Source organism: Rhodococcus sp. TAF43 (assembly GCF_052113525.1).
In the GTDB taxonomy this organism is placed as follows: domain Bacteria; phylum Actinomycetota; class Actinomycetes; order Mycobacteriales; family Mycobacteriaceae; genus Prescottella.
Genome location: NZ_JBFRDL010000019.1, coordinates 1 through 24,465 on the forward strand (window position 1 = coordinate 1; position 24,465 = coordinate 24,465).

25 protein-coding genes and 1 pseudogene are annotated in these 24,465 nt (G+C 67.4%); 15 read left to right on the plus strand and 11 right to left on the minus strand.

Features of this window, described 5'->3' with window-relative positions; all coding sequences use genetic code 11:
* From AB4Z09_RS13800 to AB4Z09_RS13820, 5 genes are all read left to right on the plus strand, one after another.
* On the plus strand, positions 1-147 hold a 147-nt coding region (locus AB4Z09_RS13800; RefSeq protein ID WP_442240028.1), incomplete at its 5' end, for a Fe-Mn family superoxide dismutase.
* A 169-nt stretch (positions 148-316) separates the two neighbouring features.
* On the plus strand, positions 317-1,387 hold the full coding sequence (locus tag AB4Z09_RS13805; RefSeq protein ID WP_442239978.1) for an SMP-30/gluconolactonase/LRE family protein: 1,071 nt from the start codon (positions 317-319) through the stop codon (positions 1,385-1,387).
* Positions 1,388-1,551: 164 nt separating this feature from the next.
* Positions 1,552-2,079 carry a peptidase gene (locus tag AB4Z09_RS13810; protein WP_114724056.1) on the plus strand — a complete coding sequence of 176 codons (528 nt, stop codon included), beginning with the start codon at positions 1,552-1,554 and terminating at the stop codon, positions 2,077-2,079.
* Positions 2,080-2,355: 276 nt separating this feature from the next.
* The gene (locus tag AB4Z09_RS13815; RefSeq protein WP_442239979.1) at positions 2,356-3,060 is read left to right on the plus strand and encodes a TMEM165/GDT1 family protein; all 705 of its coding nucleotides are present in this window, start codon (positions 2,356-2,358) and stop codon (positions 3,058-3,060) included.
* Between the two features lie 9 nt (positions 3,061-3,069).
* A complete protein-coding gene (locus tag AB4Z09_RS13820) occupies positions 3,070-3,549 on the plus strand; it encodes an FABP family protein (RefSeq protein WP_114724045.1) in 480 nt (159 codons plus the stop codon).
* A 7-nt stretch (positions 3,550-3,556) separates the two neighbouring features.
* On the opposite strand, the gene nrdF is transcribed toward AB4Z09_RS13820, so the two are convergent.
* Entirely contained in the window at positions 3,557-4,525 is a 969-nt protein-coding gene (nrdF, locus tag AB4Z09_RS13825; protein ID WP_442239980.1) for a class 1b ribonucleoside-diphosphate reductase subunit beta, read from the minus strand.
* Complete coding sequence (locus AB4Z09_RS13830) at positions 4,518-5,165, minus strand: superoxide dismutase (protein WP_442239981.1); 648 nt, start codon at positions 5,163-5,165, stop codon at positions 4,518-4,520. The genes nrdF and AB4Z09_RS13830 overlap by 8 nt, the downstream gene beginning before the upstream one ends.
* Positions 5,166-5,421: 256 nt before the next feature.
* Between AB4Z09_RS13830 and AB4Z09_RS13835 the strand changes: the two genes are divergently transcribed.
* The 5 genes from AB4Z09_RS13835 to AB4Z09_RS13855 all read left to right on the plus strand — a co-directional run bounded on the left by AB4Z09_RS13835 (position 5,422) and on the right by AB4Z09_RS13855 (position 10,348).
* On the plus strand, positions 5,422-6,237 hold the full coding sequence (locus tag AB4Z09_RS13835; protein ID WP_442239982.1) for an alpha/beta fold hydrolase: 816 nt from the start codon (positions 5,422-5,424) through the stop codon (positions 6,235-6,237).
* Positions 6,238-6,890: 653 nt separating this feature from the next.
* Positions 6,891-7,121 (plus strand): hypothetical protein, encoded by a 231-nt coding sequence (locus AB4Z09_RS13840; RefSeq protein WP_442239983.1) that lies wholly within the window; start codon positions 6,891-6,893, stop codon positions 7,119-7,121.
* A gap of 14 nt (positions 7,122-7,135) precedes the next feature.
* Complete coding sequence (locus tag AB4Z09_RS13845) at positions 7,136-7,765, plus strand: VOC family protein (protein WP_442239984.1); 630 nt, start codon at positions 7,136-7,138, stop codon at positions 7,763-7,765.
* A 337-nt stretch (positions 7,766-8,102) separates the two neighbouring features.
* Positions 8,103-8,876, plus strand: coding sequence for a TetR/AcrR family transcriptional regulator (locus tag AB4Z09_RS13850; RefSeq protein ID WP_429520129.1), 774 nt, complete (start codon positions 8,103-8,105; stop codon positions 8,874-8,876).
* 53 nt (positions 8,877-8,929) lie between these two features.
* A complete protein-coding gene (locus AB4Z09_RS13855; RefSeq protein ID WP_442239985.1) occupies positions 8,930-10,348 on the plus strand; it encodes an amidase in 1,419 nt (472 codons plus the stop codon).
* 84 nt (positions 10,349-10,432) lie between these two features.
* Here the strand turns inward: AB4Z09_RS13855 and AB4Z09_RS13860 are convergent, their stop codons facing one another.
* The 3 genes from AB4Z09_RS13860 to AB4Z09_RS13870 are packed head-to-tail and all read right to left on the minus strand — an operon-like array spanning position 10,433 to position 11,645.
* Positions 10,433-10,747 carry an ankyrin repeat domain-containing protein gene (locus AB4Z09_RS13860; RefSeq protein WP_442239986.1) on the minus strand — a complete coding sequence of 105 codons (315 nt, stop codon included), beginning with the start codon at positions 10,745-10,747 and terminating at the stop codon, positions 10,433-10,435.
* Positions 10,711-11,046: a hypothetical protein gene (locus AB4Z09_RS13865; RefSeq protein WP_442239987.1), complete on the minus strand. Its 336-nt coding sequence runs from the start codon at positions 11,044-11,046 to the stop codon at positions 10,711-10,713. Before AB4Z09_RS13865 ends, AB4Z09_RS13860 begins: the two co-directional genes overlap by 37 nt.
* Positions 11,043-11,645 (minus strand): GlcG/HbpS family heme-binding protein, encoded by a 603-nt coding sequence (locus AB4Z09_RS13870; protein ID WP_442239988.1) that lies wholly within the window; start codon positions 11,643-11,645, stop codon positions 11,043-11,045. The genes AB4Z09_RS13865 and AB4Z09_RS13870 overlap by 4 nt, the downstream gene beginning before the upstream one ends.
* Positions 11,646-11,694: 49 nt before the next feature.
* Between AB4Z09_RS13870 and AB4Z09_RS13875 the strand changes: the two are divergent.
* Together AB4Z09_RS13875 and AB4Z09_RS13880 are read left to right on the plus strand one after the other, a co-directional pair.
* Positions 11,695-12,321 (plus strand): annotated as a pseudogene (locus AB4Z09_RS13875) (response regulator).
* A 267-nt stretch (positions 12,322-12,588) separates the two neighbouring features.
* Positions 12,589-12,855 carry a hypothetical protein gene (locus tag AB4Z09_RS13880; RefSeq protein WP_442239989.1) on the plus strand — a complete coding sequence of 89 codons (267 nt, stop codon included), beginning with the start codon at positions 12,589-12,591 and terminating at the stop codon, positions 12,853-12,855.
* On the opposite strand, the gene AB4Z09_RS13885 is transcribed toward AB4Z09_RS13880, so the two are convergent.
* Positions 12,847-13,317 (minus strand): hypothetical protein, encoded by a 471-nt coding sequence (locus AB4Z09_RS13885; protein WP_442239990.1) that lies wholly within the window; start codon positions 13,315-13,317, stop codon positions 12,847-12,849. The two genes, AB4Z09_RS13880 and AB4Z09_RS13885, sit on opposite strands and share 9 nt — an antisense overlap.
* A gap of 183 nt (positions 13,318-13,500) precedes the next feature.
* On the opposite strand from AB4Z09_RS13885, the gene AB4Z09_RS13890 reads away from it, so the two are divergent.
* Positions 13,501-14,007 carry a DUF3558 domain-containing protein gene (locus AB4Z09_RS13890; protein ID WP_442239991.1) on the plus strand — a complete coding sequence of 169 codons (507 nt, stop codon included), beginning with the start codon at positions 13,501-13,503 and terminating at the stop codon, positions 14,005-14,007.
* Between the two features lie 118 nt (positions 14,008-14,125).
* The gene (locus AB4Z09_RS13895) at positions 14,126-14,392 is read left to right on the plus strand and encodes a hypothetical protein (protein WP_442239992.1); all 267 of its coding nucleotides are present in this window, start codon (positions 14,126-14,128) and stop codon (positions 14,390-14,392) included.
* Between the two features lie 63 nt (positions 14,393-14,455).
* Here the strand turns inward: AB4Z09_RS13895 and AB4Z09_RS13900 are convergent, their stop codons facing one another.
* The 3 genes from AB4Z09_RS13900 to AB4Z09_RS13910 form a co-directional block, all read right to left on the minus strand.
* Positions 14,456-16,009 carry a TerD family protein gene (locus AB4Z09_RS13900; protein WP_442239993.1) on the minus strand — a complete coding sequence of 518 codons (1,554 nt, stop codon included), beginning with the start codon at positions 16,007-16,009 and terminating at the stop codon, positions 14,456-14,458.
* 10 nt (positions 16,010-16,019) lie between these two features.
* Positions 16,020-17,237 (minus strand): TerD family protein, encoded by a 1,218-nt coding sequence (locus tag AB4Z09_RS13905; protein WP_442239994.1) that lies wholly within the window; start codon positions 17,235-17,237, stop codon positions 16,020-16,022.
* Between the two features lie 172 nt (positions 17,238-17,409).
* Positions 17,410-20,865, minus strand: coding sequence for a DEAD/DEAH box helicase family protein (locus AB4Z09_RS13910; RefSeq protein ID WP_442239995.1), 3,456 nt, complete (start codon positions 20,863-20,865; stop codon positions 17,410-17,412).
* Positions 20,866-21,232: 367 nt separating this feature from the next.
* On the opposite strand from AB4Z09_RS13910, the gene AB4Z09_RS13915 reads away from it, so the two are divergent.
* A complete protein-coding gene (locus AB4Z09_RS13915) occupies positions 21,233-21,802 on the plus strand; it encodes a hypothetical protein (protein ID WP_442239996.1) in 570 nt (189 codons plus the stop codon).
* 72 nt (positions 21,803-21,874) lie between these two features.
* On the opposite strand, the gene AB4Z09_RS13920 is transcribed toward AB4Z09_RS13915, so the two are convergent.
* Together AB4Z09_RS13920 and AB4Z09_RS13925 are read right to left on the minus strand one after the other, a co-directional pair.
* Entirely contained in the window at positions 21,875-23,653 is a 1,779-nt protein-coding gene (locus AB4Z09_RS13920) for an ATP-binding protein (RefSeq protein ID WP_442239997.1), read from the minus strand.
* A gap of 176 nt (positions 23,654-23,829) precedes the next feature.
* On the minus strand, positions 23,830-24,465 hold the full coding sequence (locus AB4Z09_RS13925; protein WP_429520114.1) for a DUF6308 family protein: 636 nt from the start codon (positions 24,463-24,465) through the stop codon (positions 23,830-23,832).

Consider the following 24,465-nt stretch of genomic DNA (forward strand, 5'->3'; position numbering starts at 1 on the left):
ATGTGGGAACACGCCTTCTACCTCGACTACCAGAACGTCAAGGGCGACTACGTCAACGCCTTCTGGAACATCGTCAACTGGAACGACGTCGCCACCCGCTTCGCCGCCGCCCGCACCCAGACCGCCGGACTCATCGTCCCCGCCTGATCTGCGCGCAAAGCACTCCAGACATCTCAGCGGCGCCGCCCCCGATTCGTCGGGCGCGGCGCCGCTGCGCTGCCCCCACTCCCGCGCTTTGCACTTGTCGCGCTCCGCGCTCACGTCCACCGCGCTTTGCGCACTTATCGCCGTTGCCGCGCCCGGAGAATCGCGACAAGTGCGCGAAACGCGAGTTGGCATAGTCGTCGTCTGGGTCCTCGAGAATCAGACATGTTTGTGTCGCAACGCCGTTCATCGCGTACGTCGCGTAGCTGCAGCGCTGCGAGCCCTGACCCGACTCCGGAGTGAGACCACCCGGGCCGCCACCGAGTCCACTCAATCCGGTTGGGTGAATGGGAGATTCACCGCGATGGGTATCGTGGCTGCTATGACGGACATCACAATCGAGACCATCACCACGGGCCTTGCCTTCCCCGAGTGCCCGCGCTGGCGGGAGGGCCGCCTGTGGTTCTCCGACATCTACCGCGGTGTCGTCCTGCGCCTCGATCCGGCGACCGGCGAGGTCGAGCGGGTCGTCGAGGTCCCCGGCCAGGCCGGCGGGCTGGGCTTCCTGCCCGACGGCCGCCTGCTCGTTGCGTCCGTGCAGGAACGGAAGGTGTACCGCCTCGAGGACGACGGCACGCTCACCGTCCACGCCGATCTCCACGGCATCGCGCCGTGGCACCTCAACGACATGGCGGTCGACGCGTCCGGGCGCGCCTACGTCGGCAACTACGGTGACGACAGCGCGCCCCCGGCACCGCCGTTCCCCGCCGACCTGGCGATGGTCGAACCGGACGGTACCGCGCACGTCGTCGCGACCGAGATGCTGTTCGCCAACGGCATGGTGATCACCCCGGACGGTGCGACGCTGATCGTCGCCGAGACCCGTGCGTCCCCGGGACGGCTGACCGCCTTCACGATCGAGGCCGACGGCAGCCTCGTGAACCGGCGCACGCTCGTCGAGTTCGACGACGCGGCGGTCCTGCCCGACGGCATCGCGCTCGACGCCGAGGGCTCGGTCTGGGTGGCCTCACCGTTCAACCAGGAGGTGATCCGGGTGACCGCCGCCGGCGAGGTGGCCGAACGCATCGCGGTGCCGCACCCGTACGCCGTCGCGCTGGGCGGCGAGGACGGCCGCGACCTGTTCGTGTGCACGGCCGACACGTGGGTCCCGGAGGACGCGATCCGCATCGGCGGCGGCGCGATCCGGCGCCTGCGGGTACAGGTTCCGGGTGCGGGTTTCTGACTCCCGGCTGRCACTCGGGACCCCTTGTGTGCCAGCGATACAGGAGCGCATGCTCGTAGTACCCAACGAGGTGTGAACGACGTGCGCGCCGGGCGGGCTCCGACCACAGGGGCCCGCCCGGCTGCTCCCGTCGCCAGGTGCCGCACGGGAGAATCGGGGTCGCGATGAACGAGCACGAATATGTCGGGGTCGCACCGTTCCACGCCTCCGGCGACCTCCGTGGCTTCGTGATCTCGGGACGCTGGCCCGACACGACCCGCGAGTGGGCGCAGCTGCTGGCCCTTGCCGTGCGGATCGCATCCCTGCCCGGCCTGCTGCCCACGTCGACCGTCTTCGGGGCGCGGGAGGAACTCCCCGACGATCCCGCACCCGGAACGGTCGGTCTGATCGTCTCCGAAGGACCCGTGCTCGGCGAGTCCGCTGTCGCGCCGGGGCGCTTCGTCGATCATCTGCCCCCGGCACTGCTGGTCCTGCACCCGCCTGCGGAGACCGTCCCGTCGCTTCCCGAGTGCGCCGGGGTGGCATCCGGGTGCGTGCTGCTCCCCGGCCTGCCGCATCTCGGGCTCGAACACCGCGCGGCGTGGGTGGAGGCGGAGGCGGACGGCACTGTCACATCGATGATTTCGCGTGTGGGTATCGATCCGATCAGCGATCCCGACACCGCAGTTCTGGCGATGCTGCTCGCCGCGTGAACGGTTGCGGAAGAAGAAAGTTCGGGATTCCAAACTTATTGTCGCCTTTGCACTTTCGCTGATCCGGAGTTATCGTTGCCTCAGCGAAGGGGAGTAGCCCCCAATCGCTGGGTCGACATACTGGCCGGCACATTGCAGTGCCCGCCCGGCCCAGCGGACCGGATCTTCTCCGGTGGGCGAGACCTTCGGCCGTGAACGCATACGTGGCGTTCGGGGCCGGAGGAAGGTTTCCCGACATCCTCCGAGAAGCGAGAAATCCGGAGGAGGGGTACATACATGCTGGCCGCGACACTGCTGAGTTTCGGCGTCATCTTCGTCGCCGAACTGGGCGACAAGTCCCAGCTCATGGCGATGACGTTCGCGCTGCGTTACCGCTGGTGGGTGGTGATCGCCGGCATCACGGTGGCGACCACCGTCGTGCACCTGGTCTCCGTCGGCGTCGGCCACTTCCTCGGTGCCGCGATTCCGACCACCGCCATGTCGATCCTCGGCGGCGTCGCCTTCCTGATCTTCGGCCTGTGGACACTGCGTGGCGACAAGCTCTCCGACGAGGAGGAGCAGAAGGCCCGCAAGGTCACCGGATCGGCCTTCCTGGCGGTCGCGTCGGCGTTCTTCCTCGCCGAACTAGGCGACAAGACCATGCTCGCCACCGTCACGCTCGCAGCGGACAACGACTGGGTTGGCGTGTGGATCGGATCGACGGTCGGCATGGTGGCCGCGGACGCCCTCGCGATCGTCGTCGGCGCGCTGCTCGGCAAGCATCTGCCCGAGGCGGTCGTCAAGATCGGCGCCGCGGTGCTGTTCTTCGCGTTCGGCGCCTGGCTGCTGCTCGAGGGCTTGTTCCCGGACAGCCCCGCCGGTCCGATCGCGGCGGGCGCCATCGTCGCCGTCTCCGCCGTCGCGGCCATTGCCCGACGCGCTGTCCGTGGGCCCCACACCCCGGCACCCGCCGAGCAGGTCGACGCACCCCGCGGTTCCTAGACTGACGGCATGGACCAGACGCAGCCCGACCTGCTCGCCCCTCTCGGTGATCTCGCCGCCTTCGCCGGACGCTGGGTGGGCGGGGGTGCCGGCCACTACCCGACGATCGACGACTTCGCGTACGACGAGGAGATCGAGCTCTCCCCCAGCGGAAAGCCGTTCCTGTTCTACCGCTCCCGCACCCGCAAGCCCGGCGGCGGCATGCCGATGCACACCGAGACCGGCTACCTGCGACTCACGGACGGCGTCGCCGAACTGCTCGTCACCCAGCCGACCGGTTTCGTCGAAATCCACCGCGCCACACTGTCCGACGGCATCCTCGACTTCGCACCGCACGCGCTGAGCGCGTCGCCCGACGCCAAGCCGGTCCACGAGATCCGGCGCCGCTTCGCCGTCGACGGCGACGTGCTCAGCTACGACATGTGGATGGCCTTCGACACGACGCCGATGACGCACCACCTGCGCGCGGAGCTGCGGCGCGCCGCGTAGAGCACGCTCAGAAGTCCCAGTCGGCGTCCTCGGTCGGCTTCTGCTTCCCGATGACGTAGGCGCTGCCGGAGCCGGAGAAGAAGTCGTGGTTTTCTCCGGCCCCGGGGTCCAGCGACGACAGGATCGCGGGGTTGACCTCGCAGTCCGATGCCGGGAACAGCGCCTCGTAGCCGAGGTTCGCGAGCGCCTTGTTCGCGTTGAACCGCATGTAGGACAACACGTCCGACGTCCAGCCCACCTCGTCGTACAGGTCGGCGGCGTACTCGACCTCGTTGTCGTAGAGGGTCTGCAGCAGCTCGTACGTGTAGGCGCGGTGCTCGTCGCGGGCGCCGACGTCGAGGTGTTCGAGCGCCTGCCGGCACTTGTACCCGATGTAGTACCCGTGCACCGCCTCGTCGCGGATGATCAGGCGGATGAGGTCGGCGGTGTTGGTGAGCTTGCCGTGGCTCGCCCAGTACATCGGCAGGTAGAAACCGCTGTAGAACAGGAACGATTCGAGCATCACCGATGCCGCCTTGCGCTTCAGCGCGTCGTCCCCGCGGTAGTAGTCGACGATGATCTGCGCCTTGCGCTGCAGGTGCGGGTTCCGTTCCGACCAGTCGAAGGCGGCATCGATCTGCCGGGTGGAGCACAGCGTCGAGAAGATCGAGCTGTAACTCTTGGCGTGCACCGACTCCATGAACGCCATGTTCGTCAGCACCGCCTCCTCGTGCGGGGTGACGGCGTCGGCGATCATCGCGACGGCGCCGACGGTGGCCTGCGCCGTGTCGAGCAGCGTCAGTCCGGTGAACACCCGGATCGTCATCTCCCGCTCGACGTCGGTGAGCGTTTCCCACGACGCCAGATCGTTGGACAGTGGGATCTTCTCCGGCAGCCAGAAGTTGCCGGTGAGGCGGTCCCACACCTCGGCGTCCTTGGGATCGGGCAGCCGGTTCCAGTTGATCGCGTGCACTCGGTCGACCAGCCGTTCACTCACCGCCGCTCGCCTCCGTCAGACCGACGAGCCGACCGGCCCGGGCCGCGTCGAACCGTCGGCCGACATCGGACCAGTCGATGATCGACCACAGCCGTTCGATGTAGTCCGCCTTGACGTTGCGGTACTGCAGGTAGAAGGCATGCTCCCACGCGTCGAACACGAGCAACGGCGTGCTGGTGACCGCGAAGTTCGCGTGGTGATCGTGCAACTGGTGCACCACGAGGCGACCGCCGACCGGTTCCCAGGCCAGCACGCCCCACCCCGATCCCTGCACCGTGCCGGTCACCGCCGTCATCTCGGCGCGGAAACTGTCGAAGCTGCCGAAGAATTCGTCGATCGCGGCCGCCAGTTCGCCGTCGGGGCGGTCGCCGCCTTCCGGCGACAGGTTGCGCCAGAAGATCGAGTGCAGCGCGTGGCCGGAGAGGTTGAAGGCGAGGGCACGTTCGAGGCCGGCGAGCGCCGAGTAGCCGCCGCGCGCCCGGGCCTCGTGGAGTTGTTCCATGGTGCTGTTCGCTCCCCTCACGTACGCAGCGTGATGTGCGCCGTGGTGCAACTCCATTATCTCGCCGGAGATCGCCGGTTCCAGGGCGCCGTAGTCGTAGGCCAGGTCGGGAAGTGCATAGCCGCCGGTGCCGTTCATGTCCTCATGCCTCTCTTCGGTGCGTGACGACACGAGCCTAGCTCGAGTTCGGTATCCCGAACATAATTGTTCGATCATGCGGATATCCCGCGCACCGGAAACACGGAGACCGATATCACTCAATCGCATGATTGGTTTCCGGTTCGACCGTAGGCTCGGTTCCCACGCCTCAACGAGATCACGCGAGTTTCGTTCCAGCTCAATGTTTCTGAGCACGGAGGTACCGGCCCGTGCCCGCCCAGGAGATAGGACCGCCATGAGCACCCCCGACTACGTCGACACCACCCGAGGACCGTCCGCCACGGACAAACTGCACTTCAACGAGGCCGGCGACGGCCATCCGCTGGTGCTGCTGCACGGTTCCGGCCCGGGCGTATCCGGCTGGTCCAACTTCTCGAAGAACCTCCCGGTGTTCGCCCGCAACTTCCGTACCGTCGTCGTCGACATGCCGGGCTTCGGCGCGAGTCCCGACATGGAGTACGACCGCCCGTACCCCGAGATCGCCGCGCAGTCGATCGTGACGCTGCTCGACGACCTCGGGATCGAGAAGGCGCACCTGCTGGGCAACTCCATGGGCGGCTGGGTCGCGCTCGAGACCGCGGCGCTCGCCCCGGAACGCGTCGAGCGCCTGGCCCTGATGGGCCCGGGCGGCCTGTACGCGCCGCTGCTGGGACCGATGCTCAGTGAGGGCGCGCGTCGGCTCAACGCCTTCCTCGTCGATCCCACCCGCGAGGCCCTCGAGGCGTGGGTGGACTCGATGGTCTACGACCCGGCCACCGTCACGCCGCAATTGCTCGACGAGCGCTGGGCCAACACCACCGCACCCCGCGCGATCGAGCGCATGCGCGCGGTGATGGCGTCGCTCGCACTGCCCGGTAAGGCACCGCTGTGGACGCGCACCGACGAGATCCCGCACAAGACCTGGTCACGTGGGGCCGCGACGACCGGATGCTGCCACTCGACGGCGCCCTGTTCGCACTGCGCCGCATGCCCAAGGCCGACCTGCACGTCCTGGGCGAGTGCGGGCACTGGGCGCAGGTCGAGCGCAAGCACGACTTCGAATCCCTCGTGACCGACTTCCTCACCCGCTGACCCGGCATCCCAGCCGGCGAAAGGAGCTTTCACACATGCTTTTCCAGCACGATGCGATCGATAGCGTCCTCGCCGCCGGGGACCGCCTGAGCGCACTGGAATCCGAGTGCGTCGAGGAGCGCAGGCTCGCAGCCGACAGCGCGAAGATCCTGCGCGATGCGGGCATCATGCGCCTGATCCAGCCCAAACGCTGGGGCGGGTTCGAGGCCGCGCCGACTACCGGATCGACGACGTGTGGTTCACGTCCGGACTGGCGGGCACCGGCAGCAACGACATCGTCGTGGACGGCGTGTTCGTCCCCGAGCACCGCGTCCTCGACGTCGAGGACCTGTACGCGGGCCGCTGCCCGGGCCGCGAGGTCAACCCGAGCGCCCTGTTCCGGGTGCCGTGGTACACCCTGTTCGTCAACACCGTCGTGGTGCCGCTGGTCGGGATGTCCCGCCGCGTGCTCGACGAGGCGGTCGGAATTCACAAGTCCCGCTCGGCCGCAGACGCCACCAAACTTCCCCGTCCGGCAACCCTCGCCCGGTTCACCGAGGCGGACTTCGAGATCGACACCGCATACCGGATCCTCCAGTCGAACCTGGCCGACGCCTTTGCGGCCGTGGCGGATTCCGACGTCGTCCGATGGAGATGCGGCAGCGTTCGAAGCGCGACCACATCGCCGCGGTCGGCGTGGCGGTCTCCGCCGCGGACAAGGCGTACCAGGTGGGCGGGCCCCGCTCGATCGCGACGTCCAGCGCGCTGCAGTCGGTGTGGCGCGACGTCCACGCCGGACAGCATCACGCAATCAACCTGCCGGACAAGGTCAACCACGAATACGGCACCTACCTGCTCACCGGCGACCCCGGAACGCTCTACTGATTCGAGGAGATGCAATGCCTGTTCTCTCGCTGGGATACCTGCGCCTCGTGGTGGCCGAGTCCGCGACACCGGGATTGGCGGCCGTCGGGTTCGAGGTGCTCGACCGAACGGACCTGCGCCACCTGGTCGAGCGGATCGAGGCCGCCGGTATCCCGACGCACGCCGGCACCGCCGCGGAGTGTGCGCTGCGCCAGGTCACCGGGTTCGTCGCGTTCGACGATCCGTCGGGCAACCGGGTGGAACTGTTCTACGGACCCGTCCTGAGCCATCGGCCCGTCGACCTGCCCTCGGTGTCCGGGTTCGTGACCGGCGACCAGGGCATGGGCCACGTGATCCTCAATGTGACCGACACCGAGGTCACCTACGACTTCTACACGGGGGTAATGGGATTCGCCGAACGCAACTCGCTCGAACTGCCGGGCGGCACCAGCTACTTCCTGGGCTGCAACCCGCGTCAGCACACTCTCGGGCTCAATCCGGCCGAGGGTCCGGGGCTGCTGCACTTCATGGTGGAGACCGCGGAGATCGACGACATCGGCAAGGCGCTCGACCGGGCGCACGACCTCGGCATCTTTACCGAGGGCGCGGTGTGGGGTCATCGGTACACGCCGCCCCCGGCCGGCGCGAAGGGCCTGCCCCGGTGACGGGAACCCTCGACGGCGGACTCTCGACGGGCACCGGAGTCCCATCGACCGAGCCACAGCAGCGTTGGACGCCGCGGCTCGTCACCGTGCTGGTGGTCCCGATCCTCGTCTCATCCCGGTCTCGGCAGCCCCGGACAACCAGGTGGTCAGCTCGAGCGTCGCGGAGGTGAGCCGCACACTGATGGCGGGCGTCGGCTTCGTGTGGGCATACGTCCTGTTCCTGCCCCGCCGATTCGGTGCCATCGAACAAGCGCTTCGTCAGTAAAGCGGCCGATAACCCGCTGCTAGCCTCGAGTAGTACACGATCGAATCAATACCTGAACAAGAGGAGTGAACCGTGGCGTCAGTGGGCCGACGCGAGGTGATCCTGGCCGAATCGGCACGACTGTTCTCCGATCGTGGCATCACAGCGACAACGATTCGGGAGATCGGCGAGGCAGTCGGACTCAATTCGGGAACGCTCTATCACTATTTCAACTCGAAGGACGCAATCGTCTCCGAGATCCTGGTGAGCTTCCTGACCGACCTGGTGGAGCGCTACAACTCCGTCGTCGAGTTGCCGGAGACCGCGCGCGAGCGTCTCGCGAGGATCGTGCGCGTGTCCCTCGAGACGGCCGACGCCCATCCGTACGCGACCGAGATCTACCAGAACGAGTTCGCGAACCTCGGCACGCTCCCCCGCTATACCGAGATCGCCGCGGCGGTCGAGGCTTCCCACGATGCCTGGTTCGGGATCGTCGAGGACGGCGTCCGCGGCGGCGAATTCAATTCCGGAATAGACGTTTTCGAGTTCCAGCGGATGATGCGCGAATGCGTGTTCATGTCCGTGCGCTGGCATCGCAAGACCCTGAGCCGGGACATCGAGTCCCTGACGACGACCCTCACCACCGTCTTCCTCAACGGGTTCGTCCCGGCGCCGACAGAGACCGACGGCGCTCCCCTCCCGCCGGCACCGAAACGAGCACGCACCAAGAAGATCGTCGCCGCCCCCGCCCCCGAACCGGAGACCCCGACCGGCGGGGCCGAGGACATCCGGGCCGAACTCGACTCACTGCGCACCGAACTGCGGGCGATCCGCGAGGCCATCGCGGACCGACCCGACGCGAGCTGATCCGTCCGCTGGAACCCTCCCGGACCGAGCCCGCGGCGACCTAGACTCCGGACATGACCGATGATCCGCGGATCCACACATTCGGTGACGACGCCCTCGGCGACCTGGACGCGACCGGCGTCGCCGCCCGCATCGCGGCCGGTGAGGTGTCGTCACGGGAGGTCGTGCAGGCGGCCATCGACCGCGCCGAGAAGGTCCAGGGCAGGCTGAACGGTATCCAGGCCCGCGACTTCGAGCGAGCCCTGAAGCTGTCCGATACCCCGCGCCGCGGCGTCTTCGCCGGTGTACCGACGATCGTCAAGGACAACGTCGACGTCGTGGGGCTGCCCACCGGGCAGGGCAGTGCCGCGTTCACCCCCRCCCCCGCCGACCGCAACAGCGACTTCGTGGACCAGTTCCTGTCGACGGGCTCCGTCTCCATCGGCAAGAGCCGGCTGCCCGAGTTCGGGTTCAGCGCCTCCACCGAGTACGCGGACGCCGATCCGGTCCGGAACCCGTGGAACCCCGAGTACTCGTCCGGTGCGTCGTCCGGCGGTTCGGCGGCGCTCGTGGCGTCCGGCGCTCTGCCCTTCGCGCACGCGAACGACGGGGGCGGCTCCATCCGAATTCCCGCTGCGGCATGCGGGCTCGTCGGCCTGAAGCCGACCCGCGGCCGCACCATCCCCGATGCGACCGACAAGACCATGCCGATCCGGATCGTCACGCAGGGCGCCATCAGCCGCTCGGTGCGCGACACCGCCCGCTTCTACGCCGCGGCCGAGCGGTACTACCGGAACCCGAAGTTGCCGCCGATTCGCCTGGTGGAGGGTCCGGCCGCAACGCGGCTGCGGGTCGGCGTGATCGCCGACTCGGTGACCGCGGTGCCCACCGACGACGAGACGCGCAAGTCCGTGGCATCCACCGCCGATCTGCTCGACGAACTCGGCCACCATGTCGAGGAGGCGTCGCTGCCGGTCGGCGAGGACTTCATGCGCGACTTCAAGCTGTACTGGGGCTTCCTGTCCTTCGCGATCCTCGCCGGCGGGAAGCGGATGTTCGGACCGACGTTCGATCCGAAGAAGACCGACAATCTCAGCCGCGGACTGGATGCGATGTACCGCAAGCACATGGTCGAGACACCCCGCATGCTGTACCGGTTGCGGCGCACGGCCCGCACCTACTCCCGAGCGTTCCAGAAGTACGACGTCGTGCTCTCCCCGGTCCTCGGACACACCACCCCCAAGCTCGGGTACCTCTCCCCCGCACAAGATTTCGACACACTGTTCGAGCGCCTGGTGACCTACGCCTCGTTCACCCCGCTCAACAACGCCTCCGGCGGACCGGCCATCTCCCTCCCACTGCACCGGACGTCGAACGGTCTGCCCCTGGCCTCGCACTTCTCCGCGAACCACGGCGACGAGCGCACCCTCCTCGAACTCGCCTTCGAACTCGAGGCCGCCCGGCCCTGGGCCCGGATCCAGGACCCCGACTGACCCGACGCCTGTCCGCCCCACCTCCCGACCCACCTCGAGCGATGAACGGGAGTTCACGGCACGGTTCGGGTTCGGGGCGTGCCGTCAGTTCCCGTTCGACGCGGTCAGCACCGCGACGATGTCGGGCTGGCCGCGGGACTGCGCATTCTGCAGCGGCGTGCGGCCCCGCGCGTCGCGGATCGACGGGTCGGCGCCGGCGTCGAGCAGCTGGGACACGACATCGAGGTACCGGGCCGATCCGTCGCCGTAGACGATCGCCTCGTGTAGCGCCGTCCAACCCGGGTCGTTGACGTGGTTCACCGGCACCCCCGCCCGGATCAGGGTCCGCACGGTCTCCACATGCCCGTACTCGGACGCCGGGATCAGCGCGGTCCCACCGAATCGGTTGGTGCTGTGCACATCAGCGCCGCCGCCACGGCGACCGCGTTCGCCTTGGTCGCCTCCACCAGCGGGGTCCGGCCGCCCGCACCCCGGGCCTCTACATCGGCTCCGCCGGCGAGACCGTCGCGCACTCGGACCGCGTCGCCCGCCCGTGCCGCCGCGAAGAGCGCCCCTTCGAGTTCCGGCGTGGACACCGGCGTGGTTCCGGGCGACGCGACGTCGGAAGACACTGGCGTGGAATATGTCTCGGGCACCTCGGCGCTGCCGCACGCGGCCGCCGTCGACGCGACGGCGGCCAGCAGGACGGCAGCCCTCACTGCACGCTCCCGGCGATCTCGGCGAGTCCGGCTGCGGCGCAGGCCTGGTCGGCGTTGCCGTCGGGCGCACCGCCCACCCCGATGCCGGCGATCGACGCGTTACCCACATTCACCGTGACACCACCGGGCAGGAACAGCGTGCCGGGCAGGTCCGCAACGGTCGGGCCGTCGCCCTTCGCGCGGCCGGCGAGGTGGCTGGTGTTCGCACCGAACGCGGCGGCCGTGTAGCCCTTGGCCCGCGACGCCTCCACGGTGTGCTGGGCCGCGTTGTCGCCGCGCAGCATCGCCTGCACGTTGCCGAAGCGGTCCACCACCGAGACGGTGACGTAGCCGAGGCCGTCGGCCTGGCACTTCGCGAGCGCGGCCTGCGCGGCGCGGCCGGCGGTCGCCACGGCCAGCCGGTTCGCGGAGACGGTGCCCTTGTCGGCGGCGCCGGGCTGTTGCGACGAGACCGCGGCGGGCGCGACCTCCGTGGCGGTGGGCGGAGCGGCAGCGTCGTCGGTCGATCCGCAAGCGGCCGCGGCCAGCAGGGCAACGGTGGGGACGGCGATCGCGAGGGCTCGGGGCAGACGGCGGGACGTTCTCGGTGGAGAGCGCACCCGGCGAGGGCACCGTCGTGGCCGCCCAGGTTCCGGTCGGGGGTGCGGCGTGATCTCCGTGCTGCTGGTGGACGACCACCTCGTAGTGCGCGCGGGGCTGCGCGCCCTGCTGGACTCGCAACCCGACATCGGCGTGACCGGCGAGGCCGACACCGGCGAGGACGCCGTCGCGCTCGCCGCGGACCGCGGACCGGATCTGGTGATGATGGATCTCGCGCTCGGCGCCGGAATCGATGGGGTGGAAGCGATTCGACGCATCCGCGCCGCCCGGCCCGACCAGCCGGTGCTGGTGTTCACCACCTACGACACGGACGCCGACGTGGTGCGCGCACTCGACGCGGGCGCGATCGGCTACCTGCTCAAGGACTCCGCGCCGCGGGACATCTTCGCCGCGATCCGCGGCGCGGTCGTGGGCCAGAGCGTGCTGTCGCCGCCTGTCGCGGCCCGCGTGCTCGACCAGATGCGCCGACCCGACCAGGCCCTCACCGCACGCGAGGCGGAACTGCTGACCCTGCTGGCCGAGGGCCTGACGAACAAGTAACTCGGCCGGCGGCTGTTCATCAGCGAGGCCACCGCGAAGACCCACCTCGCCCACATCTACGCCAAGCTCGGCGTCGACTCTCGTGCCGCAGCCGTCTCGATCACCCTGCGGCGGGACGGGATTCGCTGGCGATGATCGAGTTCTCCACGCTCCGCCTGCTCGGCGCGCCCACCCTCGCCCACATCGACGTCGACTTCCTCGACAGCTTCCGGTTCACCGACGGCGCGGGGTTTCCCGACTCGTACCGGGCCTTCGTGCGAGAACTGGGCTGGGGCAGGCTGTTCGGGCTCTGGCTCGTGTACCCGCCCGTGCGGGGCGGCTACGCCGACGGCTGCCAGGACAGGAGCGCGATCCTCACGAGCGAAGGCCTACCGCGACGGGCAGGTCGAGGAGTTCGACTGGATGATCGAGCCGGACGGCAACTGGGCGCTCGTCGACTCGCTCCAGGTTTTCGCCATCAGCGAGAACGGCGATGTGCTGTTGTGGGACACCGCCGCTCGTGACGAGCGAGGCGAGTTCCCGGTGTACTGCTCGCAGCGGATGAATTCGCTGCGGCTGCTCGGACCGTCGCTGGATGCTGCGGCGCCGGTGCTGCGGGCGGAATCCGCGACGTTGTTCGGCGCGACCGAGGTCGACTTCGAACCGCTTGCCGCGCAGCGGCTACCGTGACCGCCCGAACCAGCGCCGCTTCGGGGCGGGGCGGGCGAGGTCGACCGCCACGTCGACGAACGACTGCACGGCGTCCTCGGAGCCGTTGTCGACGCGCTTGAACGCCTTGCCGATGGGGTCCGCGAAGGTCCCGTCAGGCAGTTCGATGCCGGGCCAGCCACCGATCTCGGTGGGCGGCTCGACCCACCTCCCTCCGGCGTGGCGGACCAGCAGCTCGCCGAGGTAGGCGCCGAACTTGAACACGAGTTCGGCGAGGTAGTCGCTGCCGCCCTCCTGGTCGCGTATCTCGCCGAGAAAGGCGTCGACATCGCGTGCAGATGCGAGCGTGAAGGGCAGGTCGTGCCCGGTGTTGGCACGAACCGAGTGCGAACATGCCTGCGCGAGGGCAGACATGTTCTCGATGGTCGGCGGAGCGGGGAGGCGCAGCGGCCGGCCGGAGTAGGCGCCGGAGGCAGAAGTCATGAGCAGAACCTAGCCGGGATGGCTCAGGACTCCGGTGTCGCATCCGTGGCGTCGCCCGGGTCACCGGTCGTCGTCAGTGGAGATCTTCGGTGGAACCGAGTGGGGTCACCGTGCGTCTGATCCAATGAGCGGATCGTCGCCGAACGAGGGGGAAACGTGAGGTCTGTGGGACGGTGTACTGTCGTGGCCGTCGCCGCGGTCGGGGTTCTGAGCCTGGCCGGCTGCAGGTCGACGAGCGTCGAGGGTCAGGCCGACCCKGCCACACCCGGGGCCGCAGAACCGGCATTCGACCCGTGCAGCATCCCGGACGACGCGCTGCGAGCGGCGGGGGTGGATCCGGCGTCAGAGACGCGCGACATCCTCGGGGTCAAACAGCCAGGGTGGAATCTGTGCGATTGGGGCGGTGAAAGCACAGCGGTAACGGTGTTCATTGCGGCACGCACCCTCGACGAGGTCCGAGAGAACGACCGCTTCACCGACTTCACTCCAGTCGACCTAGGCGGCCGGAAGGCCTTCACCTTCCGCGAGGCATCCGACACTCGCAATGAGTACTGCGATGTCATGTTCAGTTCTGGAACCGACACCGTGATGATCAAATCGGGCTACTTCGTCGGAAGAACTCCACCTGAAGGCCCGTGCCCCCTCGCCATTCGAAACGCCCAGGTCCTCGCTCCGACGATCCCCAACTGACAGGACGGCCGACGCTGTGAACAGCAACTCGTGGAGTGCACTCGGTGATCAGGTCGATGCGGGTCTTCTCTACTTGGAACCTGGCGTTGCCGAGCAGTGTGCGCAACGCTGCGCCGAAATGGTCAGGGAACTCGATCGGATCAAGCGCGGAGCCGCTGGACTCAGCCGTGTCGACGGCCTCGGCATCCTCCCCTCCGGAGTCGCGCTGGCCCGCAAGTTCGGGCAGAAGGCGTCCGGCGGCGCCTACCCGCTCGATCAGGCTCTGGCCGATCACATCACCGTCGTCGAGCAGATGCAGTCGGTGTTCGAGAAGATCGCGGCGAGCTTCGACGCCGCCGAACAGTCGAACACACAGGCCATCACGGCGGTCGCTCCCGGCCGCTGATCCACCACCCGAGAACTCAGCACAGTCCAGCGTCGACCCAAGAACAGGTGCCGACCGCACCTGCTACCGGTCCGCGAAGTGCGCGAGCACTTGTGCCAGGCGGTTGGCGTCGGCCGGTATCTGATCGGGGGTGAAGGTCCAGTCGTTGAAGGTCCACGGGTCACACCACTCGGATCGGTCCGCGGCCGGAAGGGCGTAGCTGCGGTGGACGAGGTCGCTGTCGATCGCCTCGACGGAGGAGGAATCTTCGCCCACGATCACCATCGAAACACCCATCGACGGGCCATGCTCTGCGAGGAACGCGATCGCCGGCCAGTGCCGCTGCTCGTAGCCGAACGGGAAGTGGTTCAGAACGAGAAGCCGCTGGGGACGTGCGGAACATCGGACTCCGCCGGCCCCGTCGAGTATGCCGAGTTCGACCGACGCGGAGATCGACTCGAGGTAGGCGGCTACTTCGTCGACACCTGCGATCGTGGTTCCGTGGGGACGATGGGACAGCGCGGACGTCAGCGGTCGAAGTCCGCCGCTGAGATCGACGATATCGAGGGCGATGTCGTCGTAGGAGGCCAACATCCGCAGTGCGACAGCGAAGACGACGGCTGAAGTTCCGGGTGTGTCCGGGCCGATGATTCGAAGCGGCTGCCGGAGTGGGAACGGCAGACACACCGGGATTCGCAGTGGACCACACTGGGGGGCTGACAGTTCCCCGATGCGGATTCCGTCTGCGGTTCCGCCACCTGCACTGAGGTTGGTCCAGGCTGGAGAGTTCCAGTCTGCGAACGGTCGCGGCAGCATCGGCCCGACGGCTTGGAGTTCAGCCTCGAGGTGGGCGCTGTCTCGGCGGTATCGGATGAAGGCCTCTTCGACGACCGTGTCGTGTCGCTGCTGCGCTCGTGCCCTCGCCTGCCCCGCTTCCGGGCTGTTGCGGGTGGCGGGATCGGCTACCGCCGCGGTCATCTCGTCGTCGAGGCGGGACTCTGCGAACTGGCGCGCGGCGATAAGGGCACCGGCCGAGCGAGCAGCGTCTTCCTGGATCATCCCGAACCGCTCCACGATCCTGTCCGGGTCGAGCGGCTCGATCGGCGCGTATGCGGTGGTTGGGGCTGCCATCTGCGCCGCGGGTTGTTCACTCGCGTCGTCGTCGACGTCCACGCCGTGCCGAGTGATCAGGCCCGCAAGCCCGTCGTTGTATCCCTGCCCGACTGCGCGGACCTTCCACTGCCCGGCTCGCCGGTACAGCTCCCAACAGATCACTGCCGATTCAGCGGATCTGCAGCCGACGTCGACGGTGGCGACAGGCGCTCCGCTGTGGTCGTGCAGCGTCGCGGTGAGCTGGGTGAAAGCCGCATCGGGGGCAGCGTTCGGGTCGACGCTCGCGATGCAGAGCACGGCGCCGGCATCGGGGTGGACGGCGTCGAGATCGATCTCGACGCCGTCCGGTCCCAGATGGACTCCGCTCGTCCGTGGTTGGTTGTAGAACACGAAGTCGTCGGACGACAGTGCACGGAGCGAGGAATCGGTCACCAGGGCCGACACGTCGAGTGCAGTTGCGCTGTTGGCGGTGAACCGCAGAGTCGCGGTCGACAGCACGGTGTTCTGTCCAGGCGTCAGGTGCACTGTCGGTCCTCTACGCGCCGATGAACCGGTGCAGTTGGGGTGCGGCCTCGCCGGCGTGCCGGGCCTGGATTCCCTCGCCGATCGCTTCGAGCTTCCAGTCACCGCCCGACCGGAACACCTTGGCCATGACCATGCCCGTGAATGGCATGCCACCCTGCAGGGTGTATCGGGCGAGTTCGCTGCTCGTGGTGGCGTCGACGAGCCGGCAGAAGGCGTTCTTGACCTGCTCGAAGGTGTGCCCCTTGTAGGAGGTGACCAGGAAGATGACCGTGGTGATGTACGGCGGTACCCGCGTCAGGTCGACATGGATCACCTCGTCGTCACCGTCACCGACGCCGGTGAGGTTGTCGCCCTCGTGAAGAATCGAGCCATCCTTGGACCGAAGCTGCCCGTAGTACGCGACGTCGACGATCTGGTTGTCGGCGATCAGGACGGCCGAGGCGTCGAGGTCGACGTCGACGGCGCGGCTGCCGAACATTCCTCGCTTCTCGATCGGATCCCAACCCAGGCCCATGCTCACCATGGTGAGGGCCACCCCGCCGTCCTTGCGGAGGCTCACCTTCTGGCCCTTGGTCAGGCTGACCGGGCGGCCCTTCACGAGGCTGACTTCGGCACCCGCGGCCGGGGGCGCCGGGTGAACCGGCGGCGCGGCAGGGGCCGGCGCAGCCGCAGGCGGCGCGGGGGGCGCCGGCGGCGCGACAGGAGCCGCAGGAGCGGCCGGTTCGTCGTCCACCGAGACGCCGTGGTCGGTGACCAGCGCGGCGAAACCGCCCGCGTATCCCTGCCCGACGGCGCGTACCTTCCACCCGCCCTGTCGCCGGTACAGCTCGAGTGCGATCACGATCGACTCGGTGTCGAGGCCGTCGATCCGATACTCGTACAGTGTGTTTCCGTTGGCATCGGCCAGACGCGCGGTCGGAGCGCCATAGCGACCGAACGTCGACGTGGCGTCCTCGAGGGTGATGACGGTACGAATCTGGTCGATGTCGGCGGGCACCGACGTGAGTGAAACGCGCAGCGTTGCAGCCTGACCGGGCGGGCCCGGCTGCAGCTGCACGCCAGGACCGCTCGGCTGGTTGAAGAAGACGAAGTCGGCGTCGGAGCGAACCTTCCCGTTCGCGGTGACCAGAAGAGCCGACAAATCAGCGGCCGCGGTCAGATCGAGCAGGACGACGACGTCGCCGGCAGTGATCGGGGCGTTCTGCCCCTTGGTCAGCGGTGCGGTCACGGCGTTACGGCTCCTTCGATGTGAAAGTGGTCGATGCGGACATATCGGGTCAAAGATCGGGTATACACGAAGGTCGAGTCCGCCGGGTGAACCACCCGCGAACCCGCCACAGTCTCCGGCCGGCGGCGATCCTGGGTGCCACCGTGACTGCTGGGGACAGCCGCGGGTCGGATCAGGCGCTGGCGGCGTCGGTGGTGTCGACGGACTCGTTGATCGACCGGATCACCTGGACCAGGCGCATCACCTGGTCGTCGCCGAATACCTGCCCGGGTCCGTGCGGCGCCTTGTCGGTGAACGGCGACTCGAACAGCAGCGACGGATCCATCTCGCCGTGCCGTGTCAGGTGGGAGATGATCAGATTCACGAAATCGATCTGGTCCGCCGTCGCGGTCTTGCCGTGCAGGAACTCCGCGAACGCCTGGGCGGCGGCCTGCTGATCAAGGCCCACGAGTGAGCGGATGAATCGGGCCAGTCCCTTGGCATTCTCGACCGCGCGTTCCAGATCCTCCGGCTCACCTGCACCACTGCGGGCGAGCATCTCCTCGAGCGAGGCGAGGTCCGCGGTCGTGAGCGGTTTGCCGTGGCGGACCTTCGACAGCGCCAGGTTGTCGGGCTGCCGCCGCAGGTAGTCGCGCACCTTCGCGGTGAACCGCTCCACATCGGTGCCCGACCGAAGCACAGGCATATCGACCTCGACGACATCACCGAGGGTGTCCTTGAAGTCGGTGTAGACGATCGTCCGCTTCTTCTTCTCGAGCAGTCCGACGATGGAGCGCAGTTCGCGGCGCGCGTGTTCGAGCATCGGCAGCGTGACGTCCTGCCACCACTCGTCACCCGCCACCTCACGCAGCAGCGCCTCCTTCGCCTTGACCTTCGGGATGTTCAGCCCCTCGTCGAGCAGGCCGTCGGCGATCTGCCGGATCGGCGCCTCGAACTTGGGCAGGGTGCCGTCGGCGTGCACGACCGCCAACTGGCCGCGCAGGACGATCAGGTCGAACCTCTTGGCCAGCTCGTCGGTATCGCGCACCGTGGTCGGCAGCGGTGCGAGGTTCTCGATGATCTCGGCGACCCTCTGCTCGGAGAGCGAGTCCCACTCCGCCCGGTCGGCGTACTTCTCCACCTGACGTCGTTTCGCGCGGACGATGAAGTTGTCCAACCGCATACCCTGCACCTGCCGGTGCAGCATGTCGGCGGTGTCCGAACGCAGATCGACGTCCGCACCGCTCTTGCCCAGTGCCGCAATCAGTTCGGTCCGGGTGGCGAACAGGCGGTGCGACAGCGACGCCGCCGGCGTGCCCTCCGCGGCATYCGGGTGGGCGCTGAAGAACTCGAAGTTCCCGCACACGTCGAAGATGAAGAAGTCGGTCTTGTCCCGACCCGGCCCGTACAGGTCCTCGCAGAGCCGGGTACCGCGGCCCACCATCTGCCAGAACTTCGACCGGGCGCGGACGGGCTTGAAGAAGACGAGGTTCACCACCTCGGGGACGTCGATGCCGGTGTCGAGCATGTCGACGGAGATCGCGATCTGCGGTTCCTTGTCGCGCTGCGAGAACTGGTCGATCAGGTCCTGGTTCTGGACCACCGAATGGGTGATCACCTGCGCGAACGCACCCTTGAACTCCGGATAGTTCGCGTCGAAGCGCTCGGCGATGAAGTCGGCGTGCCGCTGATTCTTCGCGAAGACGATCGTCTTGCCGAGCCGGTCACCGCCTTCGACCTTGTGCCCCTGCGTCATCAGGATCTCGAGCACCTTGTCGACGGTGTCGGTGTTGAACAGCCATTTGTTGACGACCTCGGCGTCCACGCCGTCGGGAATCGCGGCCTCGACGACGTCGTCACCCCAGTCGAGATCCTCCCACCGCTGCTTCTCCTCGTCGCTGAGGTTCTCGTACTTGATGCCCCGCTGCGGGAAGGCCAGCGGCACCGTCACCGCGCGCGGGGGCACCAGGAACTTGTCGGCGATGGCCTGTTCCAGACTGTAATCGTCTGTGGGGACACCTGTTTCAAGATTGAACAACGAGTAGGTGTTGTAGTCGACCTGATCCTTCGGGGTCGCCGTGAGCCCCAGCAGCAGCGAGTCGAAATACGAGAAGATGTGGCGGTACTTCTGGTACACCGAACGGTGCGCCTCGTCGATCACCACGAGGTCGAAGTGGCCGGGACCGAACCGCCGCTCTCCTCCGTCGACCTCGTTGATCAGGCCCATCATCGTCGGGTAGGTCGAGACGTAGACGCGGCCCTCGGTGTTCTTGTCGGTCAACAGGTTCACCGGCGCCGAGTCCGGCAGGTGCGTTTTGAAGGCGTTGACCGCCTGCTTCACGAGCGCCTTGCGGTCGGCGAGGAAGAGCACCCGCTTGGCCCAGTTGGCCCGCATCAGCATGTCGGTGAGCGCGACGACGGTACGGGTCTTGCCGGACCCGGTGGCCATCACCAGCAGGGCCGCACGCTGGTTGTCGCTCTCGAAATGCTCAGCGACGCGGCGGATGGCGCGCTCCTGATAGGGCCGTCCCGCGATGTGCTTGGGCACCTCGATCGTGGCCAACTGCTTACGGGACGTTCGACGCTGGACCATCAGCGCCAGTTCGTCGCGGGTGTGGAACCCTTCGATCGGCCGTGGTGGGTACCGGGTGTCGTCCCAGATGTGGTGATCGAATCCATTGGTGTAGTAGATGATCGGGCGTCGGCCCGTCTGCAGTTCGAGGCAGTCGGCGTACAGCTTGGCCTGGTGCTGCCCCACCCGCGGATCCTTGGAGGTGCGCTTGGCCTCGACCACCGCGAGCGGCAGACCGTCGTCGCCCCACAGCACGTAGTCGACGAAGCCGTTCTTGCCGTCGGGCATGCCCTGGACGGGAAACTCGCGATCGCGCGCCCGGTCGAGCGGCCACCCCGATTCATGGAGCAACAGGTCGATGAGGTCTCGCCGGGTCTGCGCCTCGCCGTAGTCGTGGGTGTCCAGCACGGCCGCGCTGGCCGCCTGCGCCTCGGCGACCTGCGCCTTGAGTTCGGCGACGAGCTGTTCGAGCGTCGCCTTCTCCAGGTCCGAGGCCTGCTTCTCGGCGTCACGGGCCGCCAACTGCGCTGCCAGATCGAGCTTCTCGGCCTCGGACTTCTCGAGCAGGGCATCCTTGGCCGCCATGTCGCCTTCGAGCTTCTTCAGCTGCGCGACGGTCTTCGCGACGACGGCCCCGCCGCCCGGCTTCGGGAGCAGACCGGGATCGAACTGCTGCTGCGGCGACGGCTTGCTGGCCGGCTGCGTCGCATACCTGCGGGCCAGCCACGACAGCACGTGGAACAGTTCGACCAGCGCCTTGCGGCCGGCATCCGGCGGCACCGGGCGGGCCTCGTGCACCGCGGCATTGCCCAGCTTGCGGATGAGGTTCATCTTCGTCTGGAGGGCGTAACCGATGACCGCGACGAAGGCCGGGTCGTGGAGCTTCGCCGACAGATCGCTCTTGTACGGCTCCTGCAGCGACTCCACCTGGTACAGCCACTTGACCGTCAGCTCGACGGTACGGCGGGCGTAGAAACACGTGGTGCGGGCGTCGAACAGCGCGTCCCGCTCGGCCTTACGCGCCTCCGCGTGCAGTGTCGGCCACTCTGCCTGCAGAAAGTCGAAATTCCCCGCCATCGACACTCGTCCTCCCCATGTAGCACCTGTCCGGTGATCTTGACACAGGGCTCCGACCGAACCGGACACGGCCGAGAAACCTCTCGTCAACGCCCATTGATCAATGGTTTGAGACACCAAACTTTGATCGACTGGTTCCTGATCCAAGGATGATCACTGCAGAGATTGCGGGAGGAACCCCGCGCCGGTCCAGCAACGACCCCGCCCGCCATACCGGAGCAGCACCGTTGACGATGCGGCGCCTGCACGACGCCGATCCTGTCGGTGGTGTCTGTCAGTCTGTCCGGCTCTCGCGAACGTCGAGGGCGCGCCGCGGTACATCGGGCCTCCGAACCCGCGGTGCCACTTCCCGTTACAGGAGCTCGACATGACCGGTCCCACCTTCACACCCGATCTCACTGTCCCGAACGCTGCACCCTCGAAGCCCGCCAAACGCCGCCGCTGGCCGTGGGTCGTCGCGCTGATCGCGGCGCTGCTCGCCGGCGTGGGTATCGGTGCCGCCGGGGCATCCGACCCGACCGGTGAGCGAACGAAAGCCGTCGAGGCCCGCGAGCAGACCGTCGCGAAGCAGGAGCAGGATCTGCAGGCGCGCAAGGACTCCGAGACCACCGCACTCGACTCCCGCAAGTCGCAACTCGACAAGCAGAGCGCCGACATCGCTCGCCGCGAGCGGGAACTGCTGCCGAAGGAACAGGCTGCCGCGAAGAACACGATCAAGGGCGACGGCATCTTCCTCGTCGGCAAGGACATCAACCCCGGCACGTACCGCAACAGCGGGACATCCAGCTGCTACTGGCAGCGGTCCAGCGGCACGAGCGGCGACTTCGACGAGATCCTCGCCAACGGTAACGAGAACGGTCCGGCCGTCGTCACCATCCAGCCGGGCGACGTCGCATTCACCAGCAAGCGTTGTGGCACTTGGACGTTGGTGAGCTGACCCCAGCCCAGAACCGGCCCCGCTGCCATGCGTGGCGGGGTCGGGCGAGCCAGGTTTGTACGTTCCGAGTTGTCAAGAGCTACGGCGATATCGGGTACCTCGGCGCCCCGGGCCGCCGTCGACGTGAACGATTCCATTGTCGACCATCTTGGCAAGCGCATACCTGACCTGATGCGCCCCGAGTCCTGTCACCTCTGTCAACTCTCGGACGGACCTGGGCTGATCGAGCGCGTCCCAGATGGTGGACGCATTGGACGAGATCGCCATCAAGTTGGCCGGCGCCCCTGGCGCAGACACCTCGGACGCGGCAACCGGGTTGTCGAGGATCTCGACAGTGGGCACGGTCCGCTCGTTTCCTTCGACAAGGTTCGGCGCAAGATGATAAGTGGTGCCGCCCCGATCTCCGCTCGCCGCAGCGAATCCCGCGGCGACCAGGCCCTGCAACACTGCGCGGGCGGCAACCGAGTCGATCGGTGCGAACTCCTCTCGCACAAACGAATTCGTCCACTCCTGCCCATGCCGCATGGATGCGAGGATCTGCCGCTGCACGTTCGACAGCGGCGCATCCTTGACAACGGCCGCCAACCAGGACAGGTCATCGGGTGACAGCAGGGCATGGCGCGGCACGATGGCGGTGAACCTGACGCCGGTGTCATGGAACTCCGGAGGACGCATCCCTGCCTGGCGCAGTGCGGATCGCACCTCTCGAATCCCACCCCCTTCGCCCTCGACAACACGGTTCCCCATCGTCGTTCTCGTCAGTTTGCAGATCTCGTATAGGAACTCGTTGACCGCCGACTTACCTGTCGGCATTCCGAGTTGGTCTCGGCTGATCCCCCAGAGGCCACCCGGGTTCGCGATGATCAGCTTGTCGTCCCGCAAACGGATCTCCACCCGCTTGCTCTGCGTGTGTGGACCGAGATCACGGTGTACGAGCGCGTTTGCGATCAGCTCACGGACGGCGATCATCGGAATCTCACTCTGGTTGACTCCGTGACCGTCGGCGCCGTATCGAATGACGCTGCGAGTGTTACGACGCACCCACTCCATCGCATGATCGAGCATTTCGGGAATCGGCCCGTCCAGATGGACGAGATCACGTGTGCGGCCTTCCGTGCGATCAGGTAGTTCGACMGCGGCGGTGATGGCCAGCGACGGGGCGAACTGCTGAGGAAACTGCCCCAGTGCGTACAGCCCAGCAATCGTCAGAGTCGTGCCGTCCGATGCAGTCACGCCTTTCCATCGGAGGATCTGGCCGTCCGTGGCGTCCGCAAGCCGTCGTGACGACGATCTCGCTTCCGACAGAAACAACGTCACCAACCGCTTGTCGAGATCCGTCGTCGACGATCCCTGCACCGCATCCGCGTCGTATCGTGGCCGGTTTCGGAGCGCAATCAGTTGCGCTACTTCCTGATCCGACATCCGATAGTCCCCGTCGCCCTGCCGTAGGTAAGCAGCACCGCCTCTGACGAGTCGACACGGCCGGTCGGAATCGGGAAGCCCGGCCACACCGGCAATCACAACATCGCGGCCGTCGACGATCGCATGCTCGAACGTGACGTTGACGGGTGGCGCGACGGCGTTTCTCGCTTGTGACGCAACCCCCTTCTCGATGTCAGCCACGGACGTCACACCGACGACCTCGAAGTCCCGTGCCTCGWCGATTCCGAGCAGGATGGTGCCGCCTTCGGGCATGTTGCCGAAGGCGCAGAGAGTCTCGGCCAAACCGGGACACCCACCAGAGGCGCGCTTCACTTCGATCTCCGTACGATCACCGCCGCGCGTCCGCAGATCCGCCAGGACGTCCTGTAGCCGCTCCGCTGTCCACGACATGCCCACAGGATAGTCCACCTACACACTCCATTCTACATTTGTGACTATTTGTGTATATTTCCTGTTCAAGACGTACTTTTCGCCTGCAATTCGTCGCCGATTCAGGCTCATCTCGCTCATGAGGAGGTCAGCTGTGCATTCAAATAGGCACTCCTGTGCACAGCGGCGCGCAGAGCTGCGATCGAGTCGAGCGCTCAGCCCGGTGCCTTCAGTTGCATCCACGCAAGCACGTCGAGAATCCGGATGGCCGGGACCGCGGCCGGCAACTCCGCCCGTTCCCGCAACGCGACGAGCCGGTTGTGCAGTTCGCGGTCGTTGTCCCGCAGGGCCTGCCGGACGGGGTTGAGGTGCGCCTTCTTGGTGTCGAGAACCTCGCCGACGACACGGTCGTAGATGGGGTAGAGCCGCGGGCGCTTGCGCGCGATCAGTTTCGAGGCGACGGTCCGCCCGACGCTAGGGACCGTCCACAGCGCCGTCTCCAGCCGCCACGCCGGCGACTCTGGGGTCATCTCGTCGGCCTCGTCGACGAGGTCGCGGTCGGGGCCGACCTCCCGCAGCAGCTCGGCGAACTCGTCGCGGCGCTCGCGCAGGATGATGTCGGCGCCGTCCGGGGATACCGCAACCGAGAGCAGCGTGACGGCGACCAAGTCGTCGGCGGTGAAGACGTCGACGTCGCGCTCGCGGGTTCCGCTGGAATCCCATTCGTCCCACAGCGCGCCGCTGCGCAGTCGGCCGGTCTTCACCCACGGCGCGCGGAAGTACTGCTGCAACACCTCGACTGCGGCGCCGTCGTCACCGGACGCGAGGACCTTCGGAAGACGAATCGTCAT